Consider the following 22928-nt stretch of genomic DNA (forward strand, 5'->3'; position numbering starts at 1 on the left):
ATTACCCCTTTGTTCCGCCGGCTGTCAGCCCGGACACAAAGTTCTTTTGGAGAAAAAAGAACAAAACGCATATTGGCAGAGCGGCAAGTATAGCACCGGCTGCAAACAGGGCGACCTTTTGTTGCTGGGGATTTGAAATGAAAGACTGCAATCCTACAGCGATGGTCAGCCTTTCCGGTGAGCGAAGCAAAAACTTTGCCAGCAAATAGTCGCCGAACGGCGCCATAAACGCCCAAAGCGCTTGTACCGCAAGCATTGGCTTAACAAGCGGCAAAACAATTGAAGCGAAAATCCTCAGATGGCCCGCTCCATCAATGCGCGCGGCTTCATCAATTTCTCTCGGCACAGTGTCAAAATAACCTTTCATCAGCCACGTGTTCATCGGGATTCCGCCGCCAATATAGATCGCAGTCAAAAACCAGTATTGATCGAGTGCGCCTATCAGCATTGCCAGAACATAAAAAGCAGTCAGCGCTGCCATCGTCGGCACCATTTGAATGATGAGAAAGAAGACTAGGCTCTTTTTTCGGCCCGCAAACCGATAACGGCTGTACGTATAACCGGCAAGCGTCACGATCGTCACCTGCAAGACCATGACCGATAGTGCGATGACAAGTGTATTGCTGTACCAATGAAGATAAAGTGTTTCATCAAATAGCCGCTTAAAATGATCCAAAGTCCAAGATCCCGAAAAATCGAGCTGAAATGCCGCTGCATTCCCCACACGAAAAGCGGATGAGGCCGTAATCAGCAACGGATAGATAATGGCAATGCTTAAGAGCGTCAAAAATAAATAGGTGCAGATTCGATTAAGCATTTTGGCCGTTCTCGCGTTCACCTACATCACCTCCTCATTGCCAAAAGCATTTGATTTTTTGAAAGCAATCAGGGAAATTCCAATGACAATGAAGGAAATTAACAGTGTAATAGCCGCGGCCACAGAATATTGCGGTGATGTGCCTGTTGTCAGTTTATAAATCCAAGAAATTAAGATATCGGTCGACCCGGCCCCAGCTCCCGCACTGCCCGGCCCTCCCTCATTAAATAAGTAAATAATCGAGAAATTATTGAAATTAAATGTATACTGGGTAATCATCACTGGTGCTGTCGCAAATAAAATCATCGGGAATGTAATACGTCGAAAACGCTGAATAAAAGTGGCCCCGTCAATCTTTGCCGCTTCATACAATTCACTTGGAATCGCCTGAAGCACTCCGGTTACCATGACATAAATATAGGGAAAGCCGAGCCAGGTCTGAATCATAATGAGGGCTGTTTTTGTCCAGAATGGATCAGTTTTCCACGAGATCGCCGGCAGCTCAACAAACGGCAGATGATTCAATAATGGAATCACCTGTGCATTCACCGCCCCTATGCTGTCGTTAAACATGTTGGAAAAACTCATAATTGTAATAAAGGCCGGAACAGCCCATGGAAATAAGAAAATCATTCGAAATATCCGCTTTCCCCTTATAAAATCCTGATTGACGAAAAGCGCCGTCACGATCCCCAATATGATTTGCAGCGTTGTTGCACAGATGGTCCAGATGACTGTCCAGCCCAGTACATTCACAAACGTCTCACGATAGGAGCCGAGGAAAAATATATTTAAGAAGTTTTTAAAACCGACCCAGTCAATCAGACTATTAGGCGGAATATGATAAAAATCATAGTTTGTACATGCAACAAACAGAGTCACTAAAACCGGAAAAATAATCACAAACACCATCATGATATATGCCGGCAGTGTAAATAAATAGGGAAACCCTTTATCACCCGCATGACGGATCATATCCTTGGCCGTTGCATTGACCTCCATACCCGCCGCTTTCATAGCAGCGATCTTACGTGCATCATGAATGTTAAAGATGTAGAACATAAGGAAAATTACCGTTACGATCAATTGCAGCGTGCCTTCAATCAGCATAAACAGTGAATGGTCTTCACCGGGGACACTTCCCAATGTCATCAATCCGGTGAGCGCCGGAATGCCGAAAACGCTTAATTCAACAGCAAACAAGCTGGTGACGGCAAGAAACAAGAGCCCCTTTGAAACCTGCTGATTTATGATCTGTCCAAGCCCGGGTATGATCGATAAAAGCCCGGCCTTTCGTTTTTGCTTTGCAAGTGTGTGGTGTGTCTTCATTTTTTCGCCCTCTATTCTTCAGGACGCTGTCCCGCCGTTTTATTTCACATACTTTTCTTTGATATTTTCTTTTATGACGTTTACAGCATCATCCGCTGATGTTTGTGCCGATTTCTTTCCTGAAGCTGCATCAAAAATCAAGCTTTCCGCTCCTGTCCATACTTCAGCCATTTCCGGAATATTCGGAGTCGGTGTCGCTGTTTCATATTGTTTTATCACAGCTGATGTCAGCTCATGTTGTTGCTCATCCGCTTTCTTCCTTGCTGCTGTGTTAGCTGGAACTTCGTTTGTATTTTCATAAAAAGTGTAAGCATTGGCATCATCCGCAGCATACTCAAGCCATTTTTCAGCAAGTTCAGGTTCTTTGGTATATGTGGATGCAACCCAGCCCTTCCCTCCGGCAAAAGGGGCATATTCTTCACCGTTTGGCAATGTCGGAATAGGGGCCGCTCCGTAGTCCAATTTCGCCTCATTATAGTTGGCAGCTGACCACGGACCGCCAATGATCGCAGCCGCTTTTCCATCTAAAAACATCTGCTGAATAAAGTCGTCTGCGCTTGAATTGTCTTGCATGCCTTTTGGCCAATATGTGTTAAACCATTTCTCCGCATATTTCACCGCTTCAACAGCCTCTTTATTGTTCAGGCCGATATCATCGGCGTCTGTGCCGTTTTTGCCAAATACATAGCCGCCGTAACCTGCCAATAAACCGTACGACATATAAAAGTCAGTCCATTTCGCTAAAAATCCGGTTGATTTTCCTTTTTCCGAAGCAAACGCAAATCGGGGATCCTCCGTTACTTTTTCAAGATCTTTAAATGTTTTTGGCGCTGTTTGTAAGAGAGCTTTGTTGTAATACAAAACAAGTGTCTCAATGACTAGCGGCATTCCGTACACCTTGCCGTCAATGGTTACCTGCTGCATCTCTTTATCTCCAAAGCTTTTTGTGTGAGATGGCTTAATGTTAAGCAAATGTCCTTGCTGTCCCAAACTGCCGATTCGGTCATAGGCTGCAAGCATAACATCAGGTGCGTTACCGGCTGGGCCATCGAGAGGAAGCGCTTCCAAATGTTCGAACATTTGTTTTTCAACAATTTTTATCGTGACCTTATGCTCTTTTTCGAATGTTGGTCTAATGCTTTCAATGTATTTTTTATAGTTTTCTTCGACAGACACAGTCAATACTTTCTTGCCGTCAGAGCTTGCCGGATCTTTTGAATGAGAACAAGCGGCAAGGCTAATTGCCAGAACTGATGCGGCCAATAAGGCGAACCCCCTTTTAAAAAGGATCATCTCTTTTCCCCCTTCTATTTATGAATCTATTACAATGGTATGATTTCAGAGAAAGCGATTACAACTTCTTTTGAGTTGTTACCGATAACAGAATTTAAACAGGAGCGGAGGCACCCAAAATAAAAAATTCTCCCGGCTGAACAGCAATCACATCGCTAAGTTGAAGGGGCTGCTCTGTCCATACATCGCAGATTCTCTTATTCCTTTCAATATTCAAATCTCGCAAACTGACATGTCGAGTCTCGCCTCCTTGATTAAAGAAGTAAATCAATGTTTTTTCATCAAGAGTCCGCGAAAAGCTAATAAAGTCATTTTGGTCATCCAGCAGATTCCACTCAAGACTTCCCTCAGTCAATAAAGTGTGTTCCTGTTTGCGTAAAGCAATGATCCGTTTCATAAATCGCAGCAAGTCTTGATTCTGCTTTTCTTTTTCCCAGACCATACATTTTCGGCATAAAGGATCATTTTCGCCGTCCAGGCCGATTTCCGTTCCGTAATAGATGCATGGTGAACCTGTCTGGGCAAACATAAAGGCCAGCAAAGCGCGTGCTTTTTTCTCATCATGTTCGCATCTGGTTAAAAGCCGTTTTGTATCATGGCTGTCCAGTAAATTAAACATCACCTCATTAGCCTGCTTCATCCCATTCATCAAATGCGCATTCATACGGCGGGCCATACGAGAGGCCGGAATCGTCCGGTCAGCAAAGTATTCCATCATTGGCTCAGTAAAAGGATAGTTCATCACCGCGTGAAATTCATCACCTCTAAGCCACGGTTCGGCAGAATGCCAGATCTCACCTAAAATATAGACGTCAGGCTTTTCTGCTGTGACGGCTTGCCTGAATAACTTCCAAAAAGTATGATCCACTTCATTGGCCACATCCAAACGCCAGCCGTCAATGTCAAATTCCCGAATCCAGTACAAAGCAATATCAAGCAAATATCTCTGCACCTCGGGATTTGCCGTATTCAGCTTCGGCATATTAGGTGTAAAGGCAAACCTGTCATAATTGTCTTCTTTGACAGGAAAGGAGTGAATATAGAACCAATCTTTATAACGGGATTGTGCACCGTATTTTACGACATCCTGCCACTGCGGAGAAGCGCTGCCAATATGATTAAAAACAGCATCAAGCATAATCCTCATTCCCCTCTCATGAAGCTGGCTGACTAATGTGCGGAAAAGATCGGGATCTCCAAAATGAGGATCAATGGAATAGTAATCCAGCGTGTCGTATTTATGATTAGAAGGCGCGGAAAAGATCGGCGTCAAATAAATTCCGTTCACCCCTAAATCTTCTATATAATCAAGCTTATCAACAATCCCTTGCAAATCCCCTCCAAAAAAATCATTCACGTCCGGGTCCTTGCTCCCCCACGGCAATGCATTCTCCGGTGACAAGTCTTCTCTGCCATTTGCAAAACGCTCCGGGAAAATTTGATACCAGACGGTTGATTTCACCCACTCAGGCGCTTGAAATGTATCAGCCTCGTGAACAAATGGAAGCTTAAAATAATAATGAATTGTCTCCAGTGTTTTTTTGTTATAAGGGCATACACCAGAACTCCCGAAAAAGATGTCTTCATGATGGTCAGTGACAACAAACGCATATTGCAAGCGCCTGAATGGGGGCACCACTTCAGCAAACCAATGATCATGCATGTCTGTTTCAGCTATTTTCCTCATCAGCTGCTCGTTTGCCGACCACCTGCCGTCGTTGTATTCATAAGGATCACCCCAGATTAATGAGATCTGCTCTGCATCACCTTTTTTTGTCCGAATCTTGATATGCACTTTCTGCCCGTCATAAGAATAAGCATCAGAACTGAACGGCTGATGATGTATCGCTGCATACTCCACCCTGTCTCCTCCTTGGACCTCCGTTTTATTAAGGTCGGCTTTTAGTTTGAAAGTATCATGATGAAATAGCAGGAACAATCCTTTTTACCTTGTTATCGATAACAAAATAAGGCCTTACATCGTTGATTCACGTACAATTAACTCCGGCTCAAAAAATAGATTTCCTTGAGCGGCTCCATCTTCATTCATTTTTTTCAATAACATTTTCGCACAGGCTTCCCCCATCTCAACGACAGGCTGTCTGACCGTAGTCAGCCGGGGCGAGGAGATGCGATCAAGAAAAACACCATCATTCCCAGTCACCGCGACGTCTGTCGGAATTCGTTTTCCAAGCGATTGTGCTGCACGAATAACACCGAGCGCGATTCGATCAGAGGCGCAGACAAATGCAGTCTGATGATTCAAGGATGTCAGCACTTCCCTTGCAAGGCATTCACTTTTCTTAGAACTATTGTCAATCCGAAACAGCTTCGTTTTTCTACATCTTTCATTCATCGCCTTCATATATCCCTGTTCTCTGGAACGTTCGAAAGGCTCATCTAAATCAATGCCAATAAAGACAACTTCCCGCTCCCCCAGACTCATCACATGGCGGGTTGCCATAAAAGTGCCTTTCTCGTTATTCACATCGATAAAGTCATAGCCCATTTCATTTTGGCCAAATACGACTAGCGGCTTTTCAAAAGCTTTGATCACCCCCTCAAAATCGCTCTTTCTTAAGCCAGTGGCAATAATACCGTCGCATTGCCCGATATTGAGAGAGTTTCTTGTTACAAGCTGGAGCGCATAATGATTGCGATCGAGTTCCCGGCTGATTCCAGTCAGCAGGTTCATGTAATATGGTTCAGTCGTATCCATTTCCTCAAGAATTAACAGCTTAACAACCTGTGTTCTGTTTTGCACAAGCGCTCTTGCTGCATAATTAGGGAAGTAATTCAGTTCTTTCATCGCAGAATGAACAAGCTTTTTCAATTCATCTGTCACCGTCTCAGGATGATTGATCACTCGTGATACCGTCATTTTCGAAACATTTGCCTTTTTCGCCACATCTGACAATGTCGCCATTTTCATTCCCTCCTTACTGTGCTTATTATCCAAACTAGTGAAAAAGTCCTTTATTACAACTGAATATATGATGCAGCTAAACATAAAAAAAGAGATTTCCTTTAGGAAATCTCACACGTTAAAAAATATAATATTCAGCTGACCTCGCACCCGGCAATACGCTATGATCTTCTTTTCACGAGAAAACCTTTTTAGATTTCTGTCCACTTTTTCTCTAAAATAGGATAAGAGTAGCTTTGCATTTGCTCAATTAACTCAGCCGGCCGTGAAGAGCTGTGGATCAGCTTGAGATGCGAATCATTTGAAAACCCTTCCTGAATGCTGTATTTGATCATTTTCAGCATCGGTTCAAAATATCCGTTCACATTGTACAGTCCGATCGGCTTTTGGTGGATGCCGATCTGCGCCCAGCAAAGCACTTCAAATAATTCTTCATATGTACCGAAGCCGCCCGGCATAGCGATAAAGCCGTCTGCCAGCTCGCTCATTTTGGCTTTACGTTCATGCATTCCGTTTACTTCAATCAGATCAGTCAGATTTTGATGAACAACCTCTCCGCTGAACAAACCGCTCGGCATGACTCCGATTGCACTTCCACCGTTTTCCATTATGGCGTCAGCAATCGCGCCCATCAAACCTAAGCGGGACCCGCCATAAACAAGGCCGATTCCCTGCTCAGCCATGCAGGCGCCAAGCTCTTCCGCTTTTCGTTTATAGTCTTCATTTCCCCCCGGGTTGGACCCCGCAAATACGCAAATTGTTTTCATCTTGTCATCTCCACATCTATATATCGTGTTGATCATTAAAAAATACACTATATATTGTCCCATCATCATGTGATAATATCAATACGAAATACATAAAGAATACAGGAGTGATGATGTTGCAGCTGACTGAGGCAGAAAAATGGATGAAGGATTTTTATGAAAAAAGAGGCTGGACAGACTACGGACCGTTTATTCGAATCGGCTTCTTAATGGAGGAAGCAGGAGAATTGGCACGGGCTGTCAGAGCATATGAAATCGGCAGAGACCGGCCGGATGAGAAAGAATCAACAAGAGCTGAGCAAAAACAGGAATTGATTGAAGAAATGGGAGATGTCATCGGAAATATCGCCATTCTTGCTGATATGTACGGTGTCTCTTTAGAAGACGTGATGAAAGCCCACAAAGAAAAACTGACAAAACGATTTGAGCATGCATAAAAAAGCGGCCGGAATGGCCGCTTTCTTTACCCTGTGATTTCATCATGGTGATCAAAGAAATGCTGTTTTCCTATTTTGTGAAAAAGACCTGTTTTATGCAGCAGCTCCTTCGGCTGTGATTGCAATCCCACAATCATCAGCTTTCCGTTGTGGCGTTTAATCCTGTTCATAATGTTCCCCAGCACGGCTTCAGCCGACGTATCCATGTAGTGCACCTTATTCATGAGCAGAATAAGAGTTTTCGGCTTTTTCTGTACATGCTCCAGCAGTGAAGATTCAAGTGAATCAATTGACCCGAAAAACAGCGGCCCTTCTATGGCATACATGCTGACAGACGGGTCTTTTCTCTTCGCCAGAACAGGATGCGATTCCTGATTGTGGACACGGGTCGCTTCACTCATTCTTCTGATAAAGAACACAAATGCGAGCAGCAATCCGGTTGCCACACCAATGATTAAGTCAAACAGAATCGTAAGGACAAAAGTCGCCGCCAAAATAATGGAATCAGCGTTTTTCAGCCTCAGCATGTTTGCGACTTCCTTGCGCTCACTCATGTTCCATGCGACAACCATGAGAATGGGCGCCATGCTGGCAAGCGGCACATGAGACGCATAAGGTGCGAATACGAGCAGGACAAGAAGAACGACTACACCATGAACGACGCCGGACACGGGGGAAACCGCCCCGTTTTTAATATTGGTTGCCGTTCTGGCGATCGCTCCTGTTGCCGGAATTCCGCCGAACAGCGGCGCAGCTATATTCGCAATCCCTTGGCCGACAAGCTCTTTGTTGCTGTCATGCTTTGAGCCCTTCATGTTATCAGCGACCATCGCGGACAGAATAGACTCAAGGCCGCCAAGAAGCGCGATAACAAGCGCTGCCGGAAAAAGCATAACCATTTTATCCAATGTAAGGTCCGGGAACTGAAATTCCGGCAAATGGCGGGGAATATCTCCATATGTTGACCCGATTGTCGCCATGCGGTCAGGGAAAAAGACAACCGCAACCAGTGTGGAAATAAGAAGCGCCAATAAAGCACCCGGTACTTTAGGCATCACTTTGGCGGATACAAGCAAAATGACGAGCCCGATGACTGCTGTCAAAATGGCATACATGTTAAAGGTACCGAGCTTCTGTGCAATTTCAAACATGTTGTGATGAAAATTCTCATGTTTTTCAACATTTTTCAAACCGAAAAAATTAGCGATTTGCTCAGTAAAGATCAATACGGCAATTCCGGCTGTAAAACCGACGATAACGGGTTTCGGCACAAACTTCATAATTTTTCCGAGCTTAAACAGCCCGAACAGCACTAGCATTATCCCTGCCATAAACCCTGCGATCAGAAGGTTCTCCAAGCCGTACTGCATGATAATACCGAATAGAATGGGGACAAAGGCGCCAGTCGGACCGCCGATTTGATATTTGGATCCTCCAAACAAAGAAATACAAATCCCTGCCACTACAACAGTGTACAGCCCGTATTCAGGCTCGACTCCCGAGGCAATGGCAAACGCCATCCCTAAAGGAATTGCCACGACACCTACTACAATACCTGCGATCAAGTCTTTCTGAAATTTCTGTAAATTATACCCCTTGAATCTCCCTGAGAATCGCATATTTTGCTATAACCTCCCTTATGGATGTGTGTTTATAAGCTCAGTTTCATAACCGTTAATGATCACATCAAGTTTTCCTGTTTCAGGATGAATGACAAGTCCGTGCACCGGCACCTTCTTCGGCAGAAGCGGATGGTTCTTGATCAGCTTCACACTGTGGGAAACGCTTTCTTCCACACTGTGAAAACCGGTCAGCCACGTTTTCAAATCAAGTCCTGCGCTGGTCAGCAAATTCAGGCAATTTTCTTCCACGCCGCGTTCCTTTGCTTTCTCGAGAATCGAAGACGCATTTAATCCGGACATCCCGCATTCATGGTGGCCGACAATGCACACCGCTTCAGCCTGCAATTCATAAATCGCCACCAGTATGCTTCGCATCACACTTCCAAATGGGTGAGAAACGATGGCTCCCGCATTTTTTACAATTTTAGCATCGCCGTTTTTAAGCCCCATTGCTTGCGGAAGAAGTTCTGTGAGCCTTGTATCCATACAGGTGACAATAACGAGCCTTTTTGAAGGGAATTTTGTCGTTTTGTACGGTTCATACTTCTTCTCTCTGACAAACCGCTGATTGTGTTCCAAAATTGATGTTAAAGAAACCATTTGATTCATCCCCATCCATATGATTTTGCAAGCCTTCTTTCCTAGCTTACAGTAAGGAATTATAGCATAGGAACACACCGCGAAAAGGCTTTCAAAAAAAGACACTATAAATGGACAGTAAAATCAAAACATACACATTTATATCTTTCAAAGATAATAAAATTTACATTTATTGAATCCCATAATCTGGTTCTCTCTCGCATACTGATGATTTGTCTGACAAAAAATATAGGTGAATTCAGATAATTAAAAAACTTATTTAAGCGGATTGAGCTGTTTATTCAATTTCAATAGACATTTTAAGTTCAAAAGAACCAGAAATTAAAAAGAACGCAGCTATATTTTTAACATCTAATTATTTCCGATATAATAAAAGAGACAACAGCCATAAAGGGGGAGCCTCGTTGAAACCATTTGTATTGATCACAAAACCGATTCCCGAAGAGATTGAAGCATTCATTGGTGAACATTGCCGTTATGAAATATGGCAGGAGGATACACTTCCAAATGATGTGCTATTTGAGAAAATAAAAGAGGCAGAAGGGCTTTTAACATCAGGAACAGCCGGACCGTCCATCAATCGCAAATTGCTGGAGCATGCGCCGAATCTCAAAGTGGTCAGCAACCAATCTGTAGGCTATGATAACTTTGATATAGAAGCCATGAAAGAAAGAGGAGTGGTCGGGACGCACACACCTTATACACTGGATGACACAGTCGCGGATCTTGCCTTTTCTCTGATTCTGTCTTCCGCCAGACGGGTTGCCGAACTGGACCGTTTCGTCAGGGCTGGAAAATGGGGAACCGTTGAAGAAGAAGCGCTTTTCGGCATAGATGTTCATCACCAAACGTTAGGTATCATTGGTATGGGCCGTATCGGCGAACAAGCAGCGAGGCGCGCCAAACTCGGCTTCGATATGGAAGTGCTCTACCATAACCGCCATCGCAAACAAGAAATGGAAGACAGCATTGGCGTCATGTATGCTGAGCTTGATACATTGCTCGAGCAGTCTGATTTTATTCTTCTCATTACGCCGCTGACTGATGAAACCTATCACATGATAGGCGAAAGAGAATTTAAGCTGATGAAGGATTCAGCAATTTTCGTCAATATTTCCCGGGGAAAGACGGTTGATGAAAAGGCATTGATTCGTGCCCTTCAAGAAGGCTGGATTCGCGGTGCGGGCTTAGACGTGTACGAAGAAGAACCTATCGCAAAAGACAATCCTCTCTTGCAGCTGGATCAAGTGACGTTACTCCCGCATATCGGCTCGGCAACAGCGAAAGTACGCTTTAATATGTGTAAACAGGCGGCTGAAAACATGATCGCAGCCATTGAAGGCCAAACACCAAAAAACCTCACAAGAGAATTTCAATAAACAAAAATCCGGTCTGGATCAGACCGGATTTCCTACTATATATGCTGAAGAACAGCACGCTTATAAATATGACGAGTGACGATATAATAAACAGCCTGAAACACAAAATAAATGAAGAAAACAATTACACCTTCAAGAAACAAGTTGGAATTCAGCATGTTACTTAGCGCCGCATACGCAAAACCGGCGTGAATAGCACCCGCGATAAATGGAATGAAAAACAAAAATCTAATTTGCTTCCCGAGGATAGAGTGAACCTCTTTGTCCGTAATCCCCATTCTCTTTAATGCTAAAACTTGCACTCTCGTATCTTCTATTTCCGTAAACATCCGCAAATACAGCATGCTTCCTTGCACGATAAAAAACAGTACGCTGACAAACAGACCGATAAACAGCATTAATGCGACTCCCTGCTTTACAATTTGAAAACTAGGGGCACGTGTTTGAAAATCAGATGTATGTTCTTTCGGCACCATATTTCCAAGCTTTTCAGAGACATCTACCGTCTCCTGCCAATGCTCAAGCTCATAACCTACCACTCTCATCTGGTTGTTCAGCGGCACATCCCGCGTCAGACTGTCAAAGCTTTTTTCGCTGACAACCAATAAACGGCTGACTTCTCCGACTGACATCAATATCCCTTTGTTTTGCTGCTTTTTCATGACATAGGAAAGTGTTTTTCCTGATTTCATGTGAAAGGCTGCTGTTTCCCCTTCACCAAATGTATCTTTTACCATCATTTGAAACGTAACATTAATAAACGCTTCATTTTCTTGTAAATGAATAACAGGGAAACCTTTTTCCTTTGCCACTTGATTATAAATTTTCTCTGAAATCAGCAAAGCCTCCGCTTCCGCTTTCCTGTTTTCATACGGCAAGTCTGATTGAAAAGTGACAGGAATCCCTGTGGCATCCACCTTATATTTGATATCAGCATCAGCTTTTTTCAATATATTCTCTGCATTTTCAGGCTCCATTACTTGAAAATGAGAAGCGTCTTTTTCCACCCAGGAAACAGATTGAGGAATGCTTTGCTCCTCCTGTCTTTCTAAATCAGCATAAAACATATAGATAACACCAGTAGCGGTTAAAATGACCGCTGTAATGATAGAGGTTAAAAACAGCATGCGTGCATGATCTTTCAGCCTAAATATCATGTTGGAGCGGACAATCATATTCGTACCTTTATAAAAGCTATGTTTCTTTTTGTAAAGCATACGGAAGAACGCCACACTGCTTTGGGTGAAAAAGAAATACGTTCCGATTAACACTAAAATTAAAATGGGAAATACACGAAATACCATATCAATCGCATTCGCTGTGGCAGACAGATAATAACCGCCAGCAAGACACAATAAAGACAGCACAGTGAGCCATTTTGAATAAGCCGGCAAGCTTTTTGGCTTTTGGGCCGACTTCATCAGCTCAATAATTTCCAGCTTGCGAATTCGTGCCAGCGATAAAAGGAGCAGCGTTTGAAACAGGATGAAAAAGCCCGCAGCCGTCATCACAAACGCTTTCGGCACAATGACAAACGAAATCGGCACCTTCACGCTGAGCATCCATGTCATGACCATAAAAAACAGCTTTGAACATAACAGCCCTGTTCCAATGCCGGCCGCAATCGCCGCTAAAGAAATAAGAGACTGTTCATAATAAATCATCTTGCGCAGCTGCTGCTTTGATGTACCAAATAGCGTCAGCAGCCCAAACTCTTTTTTTCTCGCCTGCAAAAACGCAGAGTTTGAATAGGAGATGAAAAAGATACAAAACACAATGATAACGATAAGGGCTGCACCCAAGCATGTTTTGACAAGGCTTCCGCCATATACATTATCTTCGTTGACATCTGGGTGAAAAATAAAAGATGTGAAGACAAAAAACACCGAAACAGCAAACACACAGCTTAAAAAATAGGCGACATATCGTTGCAGATTGCCAAGAATGTTTTTACGGGCGATGGTTCTCAAATTCATGAAAATCGCCTCCCAACACACTCAAGGTATCCAATATACTCTGATAAAACACCTGCCGATTTGTCCCTCTGCGAATCTCTGAAAAGAAACGGCCGTCTTTAATAAAAATAATCCGTTTACAGAAGCTTGCCGCTGTGGCATCATGTGTAACCAACAGAATCGTCGCTTCCTTTTCTTCATTCAGCTGGGCCAGCGTGTTCATCACTTGCTTTGCCGACTTTGAATCAAGGTTTCCTGTCGGTTCATCGGCAAGAATGAGCGCCGGATGGTGAATAATCGCTCTGGCGCAGGCTGCACGCTGCTGCTGTCCGCCCGACACCTCATATGTCCGGTGGTCAAGAATATGCTTGATTTGCAGTGTATCCGCCAATTCTTCCAAGCGGACTTCCATGTCTCTCAGCTTTACCTTATCCAAGGCGAGCGGGAGTAAAATATTTTCCCGAATCGTCAGCGTATCAAGCAGATTAAAATCCTGAAAGACGAAGCCGAGTTCTCTTCGGCGAAACAAAGCCAGGTCTTGATCCTTTAACATTTTCGGCTGAATGCCGTTGATCATCATCTCACCCTGGGTCGGCTTATCAATGGTCGCCAGCAAATTTAGGAGCGTGGTTTTTCCGCTTCCCGATGGCCCCATAATCCCTACAAATTCTCCTTTTTCCACACTGAGGTCAAAGTCGCTGAGCGCTTGGTATGATATCGTTCCTTTATTTGAATAGTATGTCTTTGATAGGTTCGTTGTCTGTAACACGTTCATGTTGTGCTCCTCCTTTTTCTTTATTATAAAAAGGAAGTCAGCATCCTCCCATCGAACTTTCTTGCAATTCCGCTCCCCAGCCTTACAATGCTGTCACATTCACGAGGGTGTCACTTGAAAACACGATCGTCATCACAGTGCCAGCCCCTTCTTTTGATTCCGCATACAGCTTATGGCCAAGCCGGCTGCACACCTGTTTTGCCAAATAAAGGCCCATTCCCGTCGCCTCTGTCATGCTTCGCCCGTTTTCTCCGGTAAAAAAAGCGTCAAAAATCCGCGGCAGATCCTGCGACGGTATGCCGATCCCTTCATCTGAAACCGATAAGCGTGTCTCATGCCCCTCAGTCCCAATTCGGATTGTAATAGAGTCTCCCACACCTTGCTTTGAATATTTTAAGGCGTTGAAGAGGATTTGCTCAACAACAAAGGAAAGCCATTTTTGATCACTGGAAATCTGAACGGCAGTTGGCGGCGCATGTAATTTTGGAAAAAGGCGCCGTTTAATAAACTGCCGTTTTTCCTGATTGATGAGTGATCGGACCAGCTCTGCCAAATCCAAGGTTTGCGGCTTAACATCGAACGCAAATCTCTCCAGTCTGGCTGTTTGCAGCATCATATCAAGTCCATGGCGGAATCTCTCATTTTCATCCTCCAACTCCTCTAAAAATGTCGAAAAAGAGGATGAGGTTCCGTTTTTTCCTTCTTGTATCATGAGAGAAATGACAGATACCGGTGTTTTCATATGATGAACCCATTGATTGGTGAAGGTATAATGCTGTTTTTGCTGATTCAGGTATTGTAAGAGCCTGCTGTCGTATTGCTGCCCAAGTGCATTGATTATTTTCGTCCAAAGCGCTTGCTCTCGTGTTCTTGGCTGTCGGGCTTTCAAAGACTGCCCGATGTCATTTGAAAAAGACGCTTGTTCTGCAAGCTTTTTGACATAAGCCAAAAAGGAAAATTGCCGAATGCAATCAGCTGCAATACCCACAACTAAAAGAACACCGGGCAATACCCATATGTACATCATATTTTCTGCGGGAGGTTCTGCGCCGCTCTCTATGATGCTTAAATACGCAATCAGCATGGCAGTTCCTATCCCTAATAATGAAAATAAAATAATAGCGAAGCGGTCGATGAGATAAGTCTTTAACACTCCAGTTCATCCTTCCGATTGACTTGAAATTGATAGCCTTGTCCTCTTATCGTTGAAATACAATCTTTCAGTCCGGCATTCTCCAGTTTTCTCCGCAGCCGATTGACATTGACCGTCAGCGTATTATCATCAACAAAATCGATGTCATCCCATAAAGTCTCCAGCAATTCATCACGGGAGACGATTTTTTTATGCTTTCTCACGAAAATCGATAGGAGCTGAAATTCTTTTTGTGAAAACAAGATGCGGGTGCTGTTCCACTCGGCCTCATTCTGCTCAGGATAAACCGTTAGCCCGCCAAGCTCCACTATTCTTGATTCCTGTGGCAAAGAGGGTGAATATTCACCATATGTGCGGCGTAGGACGCTTTTAATTTTGGCCATCACTACCTCTAAATGAAATGGCTTCGTGATATAATCATCCCCGCCATTTTCAATCGCCATCACCTGATTCATCTCATCGGTCCGTGCTGATATAAAAATAATCGGCGCATTGGAAATGGTGCGAATTTGCCTGCACCAATAAAACCCATCAAAAAAAGGCAGGTTGATATCAAGCAGCACCAGATCGGGCTTCATTTCTGTAAATTCCAATTTTATATCATTCAGCTGTTCAGCCATTTTCACTTCATATCCGTATTTTTGAAGATGACCGCCCAGCAAAGAAGCAATCCGCTCGTCATCTTCCACAAGCAAAATCCGATACACGTTTATCCCCCTTACTGTACTTCGAGATCATTTTTCTAGAAGATTCCAAAATTATTATAGCATGTGTGGAACAGGGCATACGGTACGGCTTATCAGAAACCACTTTTATTTGTTATGTGATTTAAAATAAAAAAGCTTGTGACTAAACCCAAGCTAATGGATATAATCAACAAGCCAAAATGTTTATTAAATATTCTAACTAGATAAAATTCAAAACTATTTTCCTGTAGTACCGTTTGTAGCTACTAATTTTTTATTTACGATCCTTACTAGACTACCTTGTTTAACCATACTTCTTAAAACACTGCTATATTTTACACTACTATATGTATAATAGTTTTCCATAGCAAGAAATCTCCCAGTTTCATTATTAATAAGATCCATTTCTTTATCTATACCTGAAGATTTTGATTCATGTGCGTTAGCCCATACCTTTGCTCTGTTATACCCATGGCTCGGTCCTCCGCCAAATGATTGGACTAAACGCGCATTCCAATAAGCATGGCGAAATGCGTCTCCATTCCCTTGGTAAAGTTGGCTCTTACCATAATATTTCTGCGCTTCCGTCTTAGCTTCTTGGGCAGCATTTCCATATTTCACAAACTCCATCGGATTGCTTTGGGCTAAACGAATTTCTGCGTCAGTTAATTCTCCAAAACCTGGAATGCTATAACCCATGGTTGAAAAGGAATTTGATTTATTTCTAATTGCTTTTTGAATTTCATTAGCTGTTATTTTATTGAGTTCTTCTTCCGTATAATTTTTGTTGGCTGTCTTTTTTTTCAATTCTTCATAAACTTTGCTTAACATATTAAAATCACTATTTTTAATTTCTTGTTCAGTTAAATAAGTTACACTCTTTTTTGTTCCGTCAGCCTTTGAATTTGTTTTATCTACTGGATACTCTTGAGCTGAAGCTGTTGTTGAAGTGAAAATTGTTGCTGAAAGTGCGATACTTGATAAAAGAATTAAACTTTTTCTCACGATTTTACCTCCAGATTATGTAATAACATGTAAAATATTATCATAATATTAGCGTGTGATCAATAGTAATTTTCTTTATAACCTTTTTTTGTTATAATTGAGGTATTCTATTAAGTGGGTGGTAAACTTGAAAAAACTATTAATATTAATTTCAGTTCTTTCTATTATTTCCGCGTGTGAAAAAAACTACACTGGTGAATACATTCAGTGGGGAGATACACCAACGGAAAACGCCAAAAAATGCCTAAAAGATAATCGTATTCCATATAAGACTGAAAACAGTAAAATTTACATTCCAGAGGATGCTTTTGATAAATCTATTAATGTTTGTTCTTAAAGAAGAATTATAGATTTTAGCTTAATGTTCATGATTACTCCTTAAACAATTGTTAAATTAATAAGATATTTTTTAGTCGGGAAAATTCAAACTGAATATGTTGTGAATTCTTCATTACAACAATAAAAAGCTTGCAGACAGCCTGCAAGCTTTTCATATTACAAAAAATGAGTATTTAATTTCTCTTCAAATTCTGAAGGTGCAATGTCACTTTTTTGACCTTCTCCTCCGTTTTCATGAATGGTGAAATGGCGGTCTGACATGACCATCCGACCTTTTGGTGTCAGCTTTGAGGCGAGCGGTGATTTGTTAAAAGGAGATTTTTCATGAGAGTGTATCATGTCCTTCATGTCATCTAAATCACCCGGATCGCTCTCTTCAAGGGTAAAGGCGTAACCGATTTGCCAGCCTTCCCCTTTATCCATCAACAGAACATGGCTGCCCATTTCTGTCTCTTCTTCTTTCACTCGAAATGACCCGACAGGTGACTGTACCGTTTCTCCAGAAAGCGGTATCGGCTGGAGCGCCAGATTGATGCCGAAGCCGGTATCAACGATGTAATCGCCTTTTTCCGCTGACAGCCATACAGCAGCATGTGATCCTTCTAACGCCCAATCTTCTAGATGTCCTGCATAAACTGTGCCTCGAATGAGCTTTACATGGAACCCGGCCTCACGCAGGATAAAATAAAGCAAACCATTTAAATCGTAGCAAAGACCGCCATGCTGATCTTTGACCAGGCGGCGCCATAGCTCTTTTTTTGTTACCTTATAATTCTCTTTTGCAAGTACGGCACGGTTTTCAAAGGGAAAACGGTAAGCCATTGCTTGGAGAAAAAGAGGGAGATCATTGAAGCTGACATAGTCTTTCTTCCAGTCGATTTTCCGGAAGCAGTCTTTTAGAAAGTCACTCATTTTATCACCTACACTTCCTCTTGAACATAAGCAGCCAGCTGTTCCAGCGCTTCTTGTTCGTCTTCTCCTTCGGCCATCAAGGTAACTTCAGTACCTGTGCTTACCGCAAGGCTCATCAGCCCCATGATGCTTTTTGCGTTTACTTTTTTTCCATCCTTTTCAAGAAACACATCTGACATAAATCGGTTTGCCTCTTGTACAAACAAAGCAGCAGGACGCGCCTGCAGTCCTGTCTTTAAACGAACTTCCACTTTCTGCTGAACCATAAGATTTCCCCTTTTCTTTACGGTTATTTTAAAGTGACGGTTTGCCCTGTCCGCAGCTGTTCTGCGATTTCATCAAGTTTTCTGAGCCTGTGGTTAATCCCTGATTTGCTGATTTTTCCGCTTGTCACCATTTCTCCGAGCTCTTTCAACGTCACTTCCTGATAATCAACCCGAAGCTGTGCGATTTCCCGGAGTTTTTCAGGAAGCGCATCCAGACCGATTCTTTCATCAATGTATTTAATATTTTCTACCTGTCTGAGCGAAGCACCGATCGTTTTGTTTAAGTTGGCAGTTTCACAATTGACGAGACGATTGACTGAGTTTCTCATATCCCTGACAATCCGGACATCCTCAAATCGCAAAAGCGAGTTGTGGGCGCCGATCACATTCAGAAACTCAGTAATCTTTTCCGCCTCTTTTAAATAGGTGATATAGCCTTTTTTTCGTTCGAGCGTTTTGCTGTTTAGCTGAAACTCATTTAACAGGTCGCATAATGAATCATTATGCTCCTTATAAAGAGAGAAAATTTCTAAATGATAAGAGGAGGTTTCCGGGTTATTGACCGAACCTCCCGCCAAAAATGCCCCTCGCATATAAGAACGCTTGCAGCATCTCTTTTTGACCAGCTCTTTCGAAATACTTCGTTCAAACACAAAATTCTCCCCGAGTATTTTTAAATCCTCTAAGATCTCTTTTGCCTTTTCTGAAAAACGCACAATATAGACGTTATTTTTTTTCAGCCGCATTTTCTTTCTGACCAGCAGCTCGACAGATACATCATATTGTTTTTTCAGTAATGTATAGATGCGGCGGGCAATCGCCGCATTTTCGGTTTGAACATCAAGTACGAGATGGCGGTTTGTAAATGATAAAGCTCCATTCATCCGGATAAGCGCAGACAGTTCTGCGTTAATACAGCAGTCTTTCACTTCCAGATTGGTTAATTCTTTTTTTGTTTCTGATGCAAATGACATATAGCCACCTCATTTCTGGCTTCATTCTTTCAGTAGATCGATAAGAAGAGAGGCCACTTTATGTGTATCGTGACGGATTACGTCATTTTTATACGTTGCGATTTGATCTCTGATGACTTCAAGCCCCATTGCTTTCAGCTCTTCAATATCAAACTCAACAGGGCGCGCCGATTCCATTTCGTACTTATGTTTTATTTCGTCAGGAATATCTTCACTGTTCACTAATATCGTATCAATAAAACCGCAGCCCATATGCTGATTGAGCGCTTTCACATGGTCGGCAGCGGTGTAATGGAGTGTCTCGCCAGGCTGAGTCATTACGTTGCAAATGTATACTTTTTTCGCAGACGCCTTCACGACCTCTTCCCCGATTTTTGGGACGAGTATATTGGGAAGAATACTTGTATAAAGGCTTCCCGGTCCAATAATAATCAAATCCGCTTCTCTGATCACGTCAATCGTTTCCGGCAGCGGATCAATATGTTCAGGCGTGAGAAAAACACGCTTAATGCGCTGTCCGTATGCTGGAATCGTGGACTCGCCTGAGATCACGCGGCCGTCTTCCATCTCTGCATGCAGAACGACACTGGTATTGGCAGCTGGCAATACCTTTCCTCTTACATTCAGCACCTTGCTCATTTCTGTGACAGCATGAAAAAAATCACCGGTTATATTTGTCATTGCTGCCAAAATCAAATTCCCGAGAGAGTGGCCTGTTAAGTCATTCCCCTTATTGAAGCGATGCTGAAAAAGATCTTCAACAAGCGGCTCCACATCAGATAAAGCGGCAAGCACATTTCTGATGTCTCCGGGAGGGGGGATTTTTAATTCATTCCGCAGACGGCCAGAGCTTCCCCCGTCATCGGCAACTGTCACAATGGCCGTAATATCAACAGGTTTATGCTTTAAGCCCCGAAGCAGTACAGAAAGCCCCGTACCGCCGCCAAAGATTGCGATTTTCGGCTTTTGATCCATCTTATTTCCGGCTTCTCTTTTCAATGTCCCGGTGAGTAACATGAGTATAGTAATCCTTTTTGAAATAATCAGCTAAATTCTCGGCTAATGTCACAGAACGGTGCTGGCCCCCTGTGCAGCCGATTGCAATGACAACCTGGCTTTTTCCTTCTCTTTTGTAAGATGGAAGCATAAAGCTCAGCAAATCAATTAATTTCTCATTGAATTTTTGCGTTTCATTCCACTTCATGACATAAGAAGAAACCTCTTTATCCTTTCCAGTCAGCGGCCGCATACTTTCGATATAGTATGGATTCGGCAAAAATCTGACATCAAAGACGAGATCTGCATCAATTGGAATACCGTATTTGAAACCAAATGACATGACATTTACGGTAAAAGTCTCCCCTTGATTTGTCGCAAAGTGTTTTACGATTTTTTCGCGCAAATCACGCGGCTTCATGTCTGACGTATCATAAATGATTTGTGAGCGGCCTTTTAATTCCTCAAGCAATTCACGTTCCAGCGCGATCCCTTCAAGCGGCAGACCTGTCACTGCGAGCGGATGCGAACGTCTTGTTTCTTTATATCTGGTGACGAGAATGGAGTCCTTCGCGTCCAAAAATAAAATACGCGGTGTAATCCACGGATTCTCCGCCATATCATCAAGCGCTTCAATCAACCGGTCAAAAAACTCACGGCCGCGCAAATCCATAACGAGAGCGACCTTGCTCATTTTCGAATTGGATTCCTTCATCAGTTCTAAAAATTTCGGAAGCAATGAAGGCGGAAGATTATCGACACAAAAATAGCCGAGATCTTCAAAGCTTTGAATGGCGACAGTTTTCCCCGCTCCCGACATTCCGGTTATAATGACAAGCTGAATATCATGTGATTCACTCATGCTTCTCCCCCCTGACTTGTCTATTTATTTAATATGCTGCGGATCTAAACGATAACTGAGCAGCTCAAAATCCGGTGTATACGTAAATGTTCCGTGCAGCAGCCCTTTTCCCTTCATCATAAAATCAAGGATATGGCCGTCTCCCGGAGCCATCGGCAGGTTTTGAATGTCATTGACATCGTGCCACTGCAGTTTACCTTCCTCTGATTCAGATACATTTTGACCGGTATAAGAATCAGCGATAAACGTAAACATCATCCATTCAGAGACAACTTGGTCACCGTCTTTAATAATAAAGGTAAAAACACCTTTTAACTGAGGGTTTATGATATAGATACCTGTCTCTTCTCTGTACTCTCTAATGACGGAGTCTCTAACTGACTCCCCGCTTTCCATCTTGCCTCCCGGCGCAACCCACCAGCCGCGTCTCGGTTTTTGAAGCAGCAGAACTTTGTCATCCGTCTTGAGCACACAATTTGTCACTCTTTGCAAGTACGTTCACCTAACCTTCTCGTCCTGTCATGGTCTCTTTATTATACCGTTTCAAGATGCCTCTCACAATGAAGAGACATTGACAATCTTTTCTTCTATATTACAGCATATCCATCTCTATGTTCAGATGTTTTGCTGTAACAGGCATCAAGCTTTTATATGTAAACAAAAAAAGGGCACGGATAACTGGAGAATCCGTGCCAAAAAGTGTATTCATTATAAAAAGGGGGTCAATTACTTTATTAATCATACCCGAAAAGCATTACACAACTGTTACAGCTGAATTAAAACCCAGTAACGTAATATGAAACTCGTATGACAGCCCTTTTTTATTTTAACGTTTTCAGCGTCTCTTTGAGCTCTTCGACGTAATGCTGTACGCTTTGTGCCGCAATACTTCCGTCTCCTGTAGCCGTTACGATTTGGCGCAGTGATTTTTCGCGAATGTCTCCAGCAGCGAAAATCCCTTCAACCTTTGTTTCCATGCGGTCGTTTGTTTCGATGTAGCCTTCCTCATTCGTAATGCCTAAATTCTCAAACGGTTTAGACAGAGGAAGCATGCCAACGTAAATGAAGACGCCGTCTGTTTTGAATTCACTTTCTTCTCCAGTTACCGTATCAAGAAGCGTTATATTGCTGACTTTGCCGTTTTCCTCATGAATTTCCTTCACCGTTTTGTTCCATAGGAAGTCAACTTTGTCATTATCAAATGCTCTCGCTTGAAGAATGCTTTGCGCACGAAGTTTATCACGTCTGTGCACAATCGTGACTTTGGAAGCGAAACGTGTCAGATACACGCCTTCTTCAACTGCGGAATCTCCGCCACCGACAACAACAAGCTCTTTGCCTTTAAAGAAAGCGCCGTCACATACCGCACAATACGATACGCCGCGGCCGCCCAATTCTTTTTCGCCGGGCACGCCGATTTTCTTGTACTCCGCACCTGCGGAAATGATGACTGCACGTGTTTTATATTCTTTTGAACCAGCTTTGACCACTTTGTACTCTTTGCCATCAACAATTTCTTTAATATCGCCATAAGCGTATTCAGCGCCGAATTTTTTTGCGTGTTCAAACATTTTGTTAGAAAGCTCAGGTCCAAGGATGCTTTCGAATCCAGGATAGTTTTCTACATCTTCCGTATTGGCCATTTGCCCGCCGGGAATTCCTCTTTCAATCATTAATGTCGATAAATTCGCTCTTGATGTGTATACAGCGGCCGTCATCCCAGCAGGACCCGCACCGATAATAATTACATCATAAATTTTTTCTTCTGACACACGATCCACTCCTTAAACCGTCTTTTCAAAGTCGGGGAACCTTTTCTAATTAGAATCCCCATC

The 22928-nt window shown here is 42.9% G+C and carries 23 protein-coding genes; 3 read left to right on the top strand and 20 right to left on the bottom strand.

What is annotated here, in order from left to right:
* Position 1: 1 nt before the first annotated feature.
* The 6 genes from mdxG to AAGG74_RS11515 form a co-directional block, all read right to left on the bottom strand.
* A complete protein-coding gene (gene mdxG / locus AAGG74_RS11490) occupies positions 2-838 on the bottom strand; it encodes a maltodextrin ABC transporter permease MdxG (RefSeq protein ID WP_429675511.1) in 837 nt (278 codons plus the stop codon).
* Complete coding sequence (gene mdxF, locus AAGG74_RS11495; RefSeq protein WP_429675513.1) at positions 839-2146, bottom strand: maltodextrin ABC transporter permease MdxF; 1308 nt, start codon at positions 2144-2146, stop codon at positions 839-841. It lies immediately after the preceding gene.
* A gap of 39 nt (positions 2147-2185) precedes the next feature.
* On the bottom strand, positions 2186-3439 hold the full coding sequence (locus tag AAGG74_RS11500) for an extracellular solute-binding protein (protein WP_429675515.1): 1254 nt from the start codon (positions 3437-3439) through the stop codon (positions 2186-2188).
* Positions 3440-3533: 94 nt separating this feature from the next.
* Entirely contained in the window at positions 3534-5300 is a 1767-nt protein-coding gene (locus AAGG74_RS11505; protein WP_429675517.1) for a glycoside hydrolase family 13 protein, read from the bottom strand.
* Between the two features lie 114 nt (positions 5301-5414).
* Positions 5415-6365, bottom strand: a complete 951-nt coding sequence (locus tag AAGG74_RS11510) for a LacI family DNA-binding transcriptional regulator (RefSeq protein WP_162101847.1) — start codon at positions 6363-6365, stop codon at positions 5415-5417.
* 191 nt (positions 6366-6556) lie between these two features.
* Complete coding sequence (locus AAGG74_RS11515; protein WP_429675520.1) at positions 6557-7132, bottom strand: LOG family protein; 576 nt, start codon at positions 7130-7132, stop codon at positions 6557-6559.
* Positions 7133-7248: 116 nt separating this feature from the next.
* Between AAGG74_RS11515 and AAGG74_RS11520 the strand changes: the two genes are divergently transcribed.
* On the top strand, positions 7249-7569 hold the full coding sequence (locus AAGG74_RS11520; RefSeq protein WP_429675522.1) for a MazG nucleotide pyrophosphohydrolase domain-containing protein: 321 nt from the start codon (positions 7249-7251) through the stop codon (positions 7567-7569).
* A gap of 26 nt (positions 7570-7595) precedes the next feature.
* Here AAGG74_RS11520 and AAGG74_RS11525 read toward each other — a convergent pair whose 3' ends face one another.
* Together AAGG74_RS11525 and AAGG74_RS11530 are read right to left on the bottom strand one after the other, a co-directional pair.
* The gene (locus AAGG74_RS11525) at positions 7596-9188 is read right to left on the bottom strand and encodes a SulP family inorganic anion transporter (RefSeq protein ID WP_162101850.1); all 1593 of its coding nucleotides are present in this window, start codon (positions 9186-9188) and stop codon (positions 7596-7598) included.
* Between the two features lie 18 nt (positions 9189-9206).
* Complete coding sequence (locus AAGG74_RS11530) at positions 9207-9800, bottom strand: beta-class carbonic anhydrase (protein ID WP_162101851.1); 594 nt, start codon at positions 9798-9800, stop codon at positions 9207-9209.
* Positions 9801-10195: 395 nt separating this feature from the next.
* Between AAGG74_RS11530 and AAGG74_RS11535 the strand changes: the two genes are divergently transcribed.
* A complete protein-coding gene (locus AAGG74_RS11535) occupies positions 10196-11170 on the top strand; it encodes a 2-hydroxyacid dehydrogenase (RefSeq protein ID WP_429675524.1) in 975 nt (324 codons plus the stop codon).
* Positions 11171-11205: 35 nt separating this feature from the next.
* Here AAGG74_RS11535 and AAGG74_RS11540 read toward each other — a convergent pair whose 3' ends face one another.
* From AAGG74_RS11540 to AAGG74_RS11560, 5 genes are all read right to left on the bottom strand, one after another.
* Positions 11206-13146: an FtsX-like permease family protein gene (locus AAGG74_RS11540; RefSeq protein ID WP_429675525.1), complete on the bottom strand. Its 1941-nt coding sequence runs from the start codon at positions 13144-13146 to the stop codon at positions 11206-11208.
* Complete coding sequence (psdA, locus tag AAGG74_RS11545; protein WP_162101854.1) at positions 13121-13900, bottom strand: lantibiotic ABC transporter ATP-binding protein PsdA; 780 nt, start codon at positions 13898-13900, stop codon at positions 13121-13123. Before psdA ends, AAGG74_RS11540 begins: the two co-directional genes overlap by 26 nt.
* Before the next feature lie 82 nt (positions 13901-13982).
* Complete coding sequence (locus AAGG74_RS11550; RefSeq protein ID WP_429675527.1) at positions 13983-15053, bottom strand: HAMP domain-containing histidine kinase; 1071 nt, start codon at positions 15051-15053, stop codon at positions 13983-13985.
* Complete coding sequence (psdR, locus tag AAGG74_RS11555; RefSeq protein ID WP_429675528.1) at positions 15047-15760, bottom strand: two-component system response regulator PsdR; 714 nt, start codon at positions 15758-15760, stop codon at positions 15047-15049. The genes AAGG74_RS11550 and psdR overlap by 7 nt, the downstream gene beginning before the upstream one ends.
* Before the next feature lie 216 nt (positions 15761-15976).
* Positions 15977-16744 (bottom strand): DUF6973 domain-containing protein, encoded by a 768-nt coding sequence (locus tag AAGG74_RS11560; protein WP_429675529.1) that lies wholly within the window; start codon positions 16742-16744, stop codon positions 15977-15979.
* Positions 16745-16862: 118 nt separating this feature from the next.
* Between AAGG74_RS11560 and AAGG74_RS11565 the strand changes: the two genes are divergently transcribed.
* Positions 16863-17081, top strand: coding sequence for a hypothetical protein (locus tag AAGG74_RS11565; RefSeq protein ID WP_429675530.1), 219 nt, complete (start codon positions 16863-16865; stop codon positions 17079-17081).
* Between the two features lie 158 nt (positions 17082-17239).
* On the opposite strand, the gene AAGG74_RS11570 is transcribed toward AAGG74_RS11565, so the two are convergent.
* The 7 genes from AAGG74_RS11570 to trxB form a co-directional block, all read right to left on the bottom strand.
* Positions 17240-17995, bottom strand: coding sequence for an arylamine N-acetyltransferase family protein (locus AAGG74_RS11570; RefSeq protein WP_429675531.1), 756 nt, complete (start codon positions 17993-17995; stop codon positions 17240-17242).
* 8 nt (positions 17996-18003) lie between these two features.
* Complete coding sequence (locus AAGG74_RS11575) at positions 18004-18261, bottom strand: HPr family phosphocarrier protein (RefSeq protein WP_429675532.1); 258 nt, start codon at positions 18259-18261, stop codon at positions 18004-18006.
* 23 nt (positions 18262-18284) lie between these two features.
* A complete protein-coding gene (gene whiA, locus AAGG74_RS11580; RefSeq protein WP_162101860.1) occupies positions 18285-19235 on the bottom strand; it encodes a DNA-binding protein WhiA in 951 nt (316 codons plus the stop codon).
* Between the two features lie 21 nt (positions 19236-19256).
* Positions 19257-20210: a gluconeogenesis morphogenetic factor gene (mgfK, locus tag AAGG74_RS11585; protein WP_162101897.1), complete on the bottom strand. Its 954-nt coding sequence runs from the start codon at positions 20208-20210 to the stop codon at positions 19257-19259.
* A 1-nt stretch (position 20211) separates the two neighbouring features.
* Positions 20212-21093, bottom strand: a complete 882-nt coding sequence (gene rapZ / locus AAGG74_RS11590; RefSeq protein WP_162101861.1) for an RNase adapter RapZ — start codon at positions 21091-21093, stop codon at positions 20212-20214.
* 24 nt (positions 21094-21117) lie between these two features.
* Positions 21118-21585 carry an 8-oxo-dGTP diphosphatase gene (locus AAGG74_RS11595; RefSeq protein ID WP_162101862.1) on the bottom strand — a complete coding sequence of 156 codons (468 nt, stop codon included), beginning with the start codon at positions 21583-21585 and terminating at the stop codon, positions 21118-21120.
* 329 nt (positions 21586-21914) lie between these two features.
* Entirely contained in the window at positions 21915-22865 is a 951-nt protein-coding gene (trxB, locus tag AAGG74_RS11600) for a thioredoxin-disulfide reductase (RefSeq protein WP_429675535.1), read from the bottom strand.
* Positions 22866-22928: the final 63 nt, after the last annotated feature.

Source organism: Bacillus mexicanus (assembly GCF_050445615.1).
In the GTDB taxonomy this organism is placed as follows: Bacteria; Bacillota; Bacilli; order Bacillales; family Bacillaceae; genus Bacillus; species Bacillus mexicanus.

Bases quoted from the DNA above. Each gene is read 5' to 3' on its own strand.
- mdxF (WP_429675513.1), bottom strand. From the start codon at position 2,146: ATGAAGACACACCACACACTTGCAAAGCAAAAACGAAAGGCCGGGCTT.
- AAGG74_RS11500 (WP_429675515.1), bottom strand. From the start codon at position 3,439: ATGATCCTTTTTAAAAGGGGGTTCGCCTTATTGGCCGCATCAGTTCTG.
- AAGG74_RS11510 (WP_162101847.1), bottom strand. From the start codon at position 6,365: ATGGCGACATTGTCAGATGTGGCGAAAAAGGCAAATGTTTCGAAAATG.
- AAGG74_RS11515 (WP_429675520.1), bottom strand. From the start codon at position 7,132: ATGAAAACAATTTGCGTATTTGCGGGGTCCAACCCGGGGGGAAATGAA.
- AAGG74_RS11525 (WP_162101850.1), bottom strand. From the start codon at position 9,188: ATGCGATTCTCAGGGAGATTCAAGGGGTATAATTTACAGAAATTTCAG.
- AAGG74_RS11530 (WP_162101851.1), bottom strand. From the start codon at position 9,800: ATGAATCAAATGGTTTCTTTAACATCAATTTTGGAACACAATCAGCGG.
- AAGG74_RS11540 (WP_429675525.1), bottom strand. From the start codon at position 13,146: ATGAATTTGAGAACCATCGCCCGTAAAAACATTCTTGGCAATCTGCAA.
- psdA (WP_162101854.1), bottom strand. From the start codon at position 13,900: ATGAACGTGTTACAGACAACGAACCTATCAAAGACATACTATTCAAAT.
- AAGG74_RS11570 (WP_429675531.1), bottom strand. From the start codon at position 17,995: ATGAGTGACTTTCTAAAAGACTGCTTCCGGAAAATCGACTGGAAGAAA.
- AAGG74_RS11575 (WP_429675532.1), bottom strand. From the start codon at position 18,261: ATGGTTCAGCAGAAAGTGGAAGTTCGTTTAAAGACAGGACTGCAGGCG.
- whiA (WP_162101860.1), bottom strand. From the start codon at position 19,235: ATGTCATTTGCATCAGAAACAAAAAAAGAATTAACCAATCTGGAAGTG.
- mgfK (WP_162101897.1), bottom strand. From the start codon at position 20,210: ATGGATCAAAAGCCGAAAATCGCAATCTTTGGCGGCGGTACGGGGCTT.
- rapZ (WP_162101861.1), bottom strand. From the start codon at position 21,093: ATGAGTGAATCACATGATATTCAGCTTGTCATTATAACCGGAATGTCG.